Genomic DNA, 3,781 nt, shown 5'->3' with positions numbered 1-3,781 from the left:
CGAGTGGCTGGGGTCCACATCGCTCGCTCCAAGATGGCCTGAACAACCCCTTGGAATCACGAGTGCCCCAGTCGCTCAACCCTTTCGGGACGGGCTCTTAAAGCTGGCACACAGAATAAACATCGCATCCGTTATGTGGGGTGGCAAGGGCCCCTGCAGACCGCGGTGTGCCTAACGAGGTGCGGAGGTGTCTAATTTGTCTCCGAGGGTGGGTTGAGCTCGCTGCGAAATAAACCAGTCTCGAACAAATATTCGATCATTACTTTGCAGGGTGGGTGCCATTTGCGTTAATGCTGAACTCTATGTGACCGGAAAAAGCGCGCGGTTCCAAAGCCGTTCTACTGATTTCGCTCAAGACCGCTAACTCAGTCTGGAAGGTTCGCAATCGGTCAATCGATGCCACCAGGAGCGCCATGCACGGGCCTGGTCGGGAAAATCCATCCGTCTACATCCCTAAAATACGGCGACGGATATCACAAATTGTTACGCCAGGAACTATGTTGGGTTGAAAGCGTCTTCGATATGAGCCCTATTTTTTGGCCGTATGGAGGTTTTTGTGCATAATACCGATCCGAATATTCAGGCTTGCATCGATGCCTGTTTGAGCTGTTACCGGATCTGTCTTGGAATGAGCACGGGTCACTGTCTAGAGGTTGGTGGCGAGCATGCCCGCCCCGATCACCTCAAGCTTATGCTCGCATGCTCAGAGACATGTCGCGCCACCGCTCACGTGATGCTGGTCGGCTCACCCCACCACAAGCATCTCTGCGCAGAATGCGCGGACATTTGCACTGAATGCGCCAGCGAGTGCGAGCGTCTTGAGGGCATGGACGCTTGCGTCCGCGCCTGTCGTGCCTGCGCCGAAAGCTGCCGGATAATGGCCGATTAGTGAATTTGTCGCCGCCGTGACCTCAGCTTGCTAAACTCATCCTGACGAAGGAAACCTATCATGACACGTCTCAGCCTGATCGTTCTTTCATCCGCTTTCGCCATCTCCGCCGCCTTCGCCCAGCAGCCAGCCACGAAGCCGATGATGGATTCCAGTATGCCAATGAAAATTATGGAGCCGGCGGCATCCGATTCCGCCGCTACCAAAGGCTACAAACAAGTCATGATGAAAATGATTAGCGGTATGCAGCCTTATATCGGCGATGCCGATGTCGACTTCGTGACAAAAATGAAGGGCCATCATCAGGCCGCGATCGACATGGCCAAGGTCGAGCTGGCGAACGGCAAGGACGCCGAGGCCAAGAAGCTGGCGCAGGAGATCGTCACCGCTCAGGAGAAAGAGATCGCCACGATCGACGCATGGCTGAAGACCAAGGGCAAGTAGCGTCGCGCTGTTGGAGGCTTGGTCAGGGCTTGATCAGGGAGTTGGGTGTATGGAACAGCACAGTGACATGAAGCAAGGCCAATACCGCAGCCTCGCAGTCGAGATCGTCCTCGATTTCATCGTGATGTACTTCGTCATGTACACGATGATTGCGACGGTGGCCCATCTTCGTTTCAACCTGAACAACGTCTACATGACCCTCATGATGGTCGCGCCGATGACGGTGATCATGCTGGTCTCAATGCGCTCGATGTTCCCGTCGCGGCGCATCAACTTAGCGATCGGCGCGGCCGCCATCTTGGTGTTCGCGCTGAGCTTCGCCGGCATGCGGACGCAGGCCGGCATTGGAAACGCCGAGTTCCTGCGCGCCATGATCCCGCATCATTCGGGCGCCATCCTGATGTGCGAGCAGGCGACGCTCACGGATCCGGAGATCAAGGCGCTGTGCGGCGACATCGTCGCCAGCCAGCGCAAGGAGATCGCCCAGATGGAAGCCCTTCTGGCCCGGCAGTGACCGACTTGCTCGAAAGCACTGGAGACGTATCGGTGACGACCATTGAAGCGCGTCAGGCCACCATCTACCGGATGGTGATGCCGGAACATGAATGCCCGTTCGGGCTGAAAGCGCGAGACCTGCTGCATCGCCGCGGCTACGCCGTCGAAGATCGCTGGCTGACCTCGAGGGCTGAGACGGACGCCTTCAAGTCCGAGTATGACGTCAAGACGACGCCGCAGACCTTCATCGACGGACAACGCATCGGCGGCTACGACGATCTGCGTCGCTTCTTCGGGCTGAGCGTCGCCGATCCCGGGGCGACGAGCTATACGCCCGTCATCTGGGTCTTTGCCGTCGCGGCGCTGATGGCGCTCGCGGCCAATTGGGCTAGCTCAGGTCGTCTTCTCGATTTACGCTCGCTGGAGTGGTTCATCGCTTTCAGCATGTGCATCCTGGCGCTGCTCAAGCTTCAGGACGTCGAGAGCTTCTCGACCATGTTCCTCGGCTACGACCTTCTGGCGCGGCGCTGGGTGCCTTACTCCTATATCTATCCGTACGCCGAGCTGACGGCGGGCGTCCTGATGATCGCCGGCGCGCTCACTTGGCTGTCCGTCCCGGTCGCGGCCTTCATTGGCACGATTGGAGCTGCGTCCGTGATCAAGGCTGTCTATATCGACCGTCGCCAGATCAAGTGCGCGTGCGTCGGAGGAAATAGCAGGGTTCCACTCGGTTTCGTGTCGTTGACCGAGAATCTCATGATGGTCGCCATGGCAGTCTGGATGAGCATCGGCATGCGCTCATTGGATATGCTATCGTAGAAGGAGTTGGAGGTCGCTTAGATCGTTGCGGATTGCGGTGGCCGCGACGGCCGCCTGCCCCATGGCGTAGCTGATCTGGTCGAGCCCTTCGACCACGTCTCCTGCGGCATACAGGCCTGGCACATTGGTCCTCTGCTTGGCGTCGACGGTTACGCATTTTTTACTAGAGACTGCCGTCCCCAGCGCAATCGCGAGATTACATCGTGCCTCGCTACCCAAAGCCGGGTAGATAGCGTCGAAAACACAATTTTTGCTTGGCAAGGCGACTACGATCGCCCCTTCCCGCAGATCAAAGGCAAGACAAGGTCCCGCGAGCAGCTCGATACCCGCCTTGTGAGCGCGCTGTCGCTGGGATGCATCGAGATCATGCAGGCCGTAAGGCAAAATTAGTGTCACATCCGCCGTAAAGCTGCGCAGGAACTCGGCCTCGCCTATCCCACCCGCGCCGGTGCCGATCACGCCAACACGGCGATCCGTCACCTCGAACCCATCGCAGATCGGACAGTAGCGCAATAGGCCGCGCGCCAGCGCCTCAGCGTGCATGCCCTCTAGCATGGCTGGACGACGGTTCACCACGCCGGTCGCCAGCAAAACCGTGCGGGCATGCAAGGTCTGGTCTCCTGCTACAGCAACGAAAAGATTGCCGTCTCTCGTCAACGAGGTCACCTCGGCTGCCATATGACGGGTGCCATAGCGCGTTGCCTGAGCCTTCATCCGCGCCAAGAGCTCCGATCCCCCAATCCCGTCCGGAAATCCAGCATGGTTATGACTAATGGGGATCCAGCGCGCGCGGCTTTCGCCGCTATCAACTACCACCACAGACAGGTGAAACCTGGCCAGATAAATCGCAGCCGTCAGACCGGCCGGGCCGCCGCCGATCACTAGGCAGTCGATTATGCGCGACCCATTGGCAATGAGCGGCGCGCGGTCAGGTTCGGGAGCAATCGCGCTTTGTGATTCAGGTTGAACCTGGCCTGATTTCTTTAGTACCATATCCCCGAATTCCCTTCTATTCACAACGATAGAGTCTCGATTGCAGATTCCGACGCGACCGGCCGGGTAATCCAATAATTAACCGGCCACTGTTCCGAGAATTAACCGGTCGGGATTCCGAGAATTATCCGGCCAGGGCGG

General features: G+C 58.2%; 5 protein-coding genes. 4 read left to right on the top strand and 1 reads right to left on the bottom strand.

Annotated features, from left to right (window positions below; genetic code table 11):
- Positions 1-544 precede the first annotated feature (544 nt).
- The 4 genes from ACFPOB_RS29470 to ACFPOB_RS29455 all read left to right on the top strand — a co-directional run bounded on the left by ACFPOB_RS29470 (position 545) and on the right by ACFPOB_RS29455 (position 2,647).
- A complete protein-coding gene (locus ACFPOB_RS29470; protein ID WP_377801740.1) occupies positions 545-889 on the top strand; it encodes a four-helix bundle copper-binding protein in 345 nt (114 codons plus the stop codon).
- Positions 890-949: 60 nt separating this feature from the next.
- Positions 950-1,333, top strand: coding sequence for a DUF305 domain-containing protein (locus ACFPOB_RS29465; protein ID WP_377801739.1), 384 nt, complete (start codon positions 950-952; stop codon positions 1,331-1,333).
- A 49-nt stretch (positions 1,334-1,382) separates the two neighbouring features.
- The gene (locus tag ACFPOB_RS29460) at positions 1,383-1,847 is read left to right on the top strand and encodes a DUF305 domain-containing protein (RefSeq protein ID WP_377801738.1); all 465 of its coding nucleotides are present in this window, start codon (positions 1,383-1,385) and stop codon (positions 1,845-1,847) included.
- Between the two features lie 71 nt (positions 1,848-1,918).
- Complete coding sequence (locus ACFPOB_RS29455; RefSeq protein WP_377801741.1) at positions 1,919-2,647, top strand: MauE/DoxX family redox-associated membrane protein; 729 nt, start codon at positions 1,919-1,921, stop codon at positions 2,645-2,647.
- Here ACFPOB_RS29455 and ACFPOB_RS29450 read toward each other — a convergent pair.
- Positions 2,639-3,640 carry an NAD(P)/FAD-dependent oxidoreductase gene (locus tag ACFPOB_RS29450; protein ID WP_377801737.1) on the bottom strand — a complete coding sequence of 334 codons (1,002 nt, stop codon included), beginning with the start codon at positions 3,638-3,640 and terminating at the stop codon, positions 2,639-2,641. The genes ACFPOB_RS29455 and ACFPOB_RS29450 overlap by 9 nt on opposite strands.
- Positions 3,641-3,781: the final 141 nt, after the last annotated feature.

The sequence above is a fragment of the Allobosea eneae genome (assembly GCF_042657265.1).
Taxonomy (GTDB): Bacteria; Pseudomonadota; Alphaproteobacteria; order Rhizobiales; family Beijerinckiaceae; genus Allobosea; species Allobosea eneae.
Note: the sequence above shows the minus strand (reverse complement) of the source record. Positions and strands in the feature narration are given on the sequence as shown.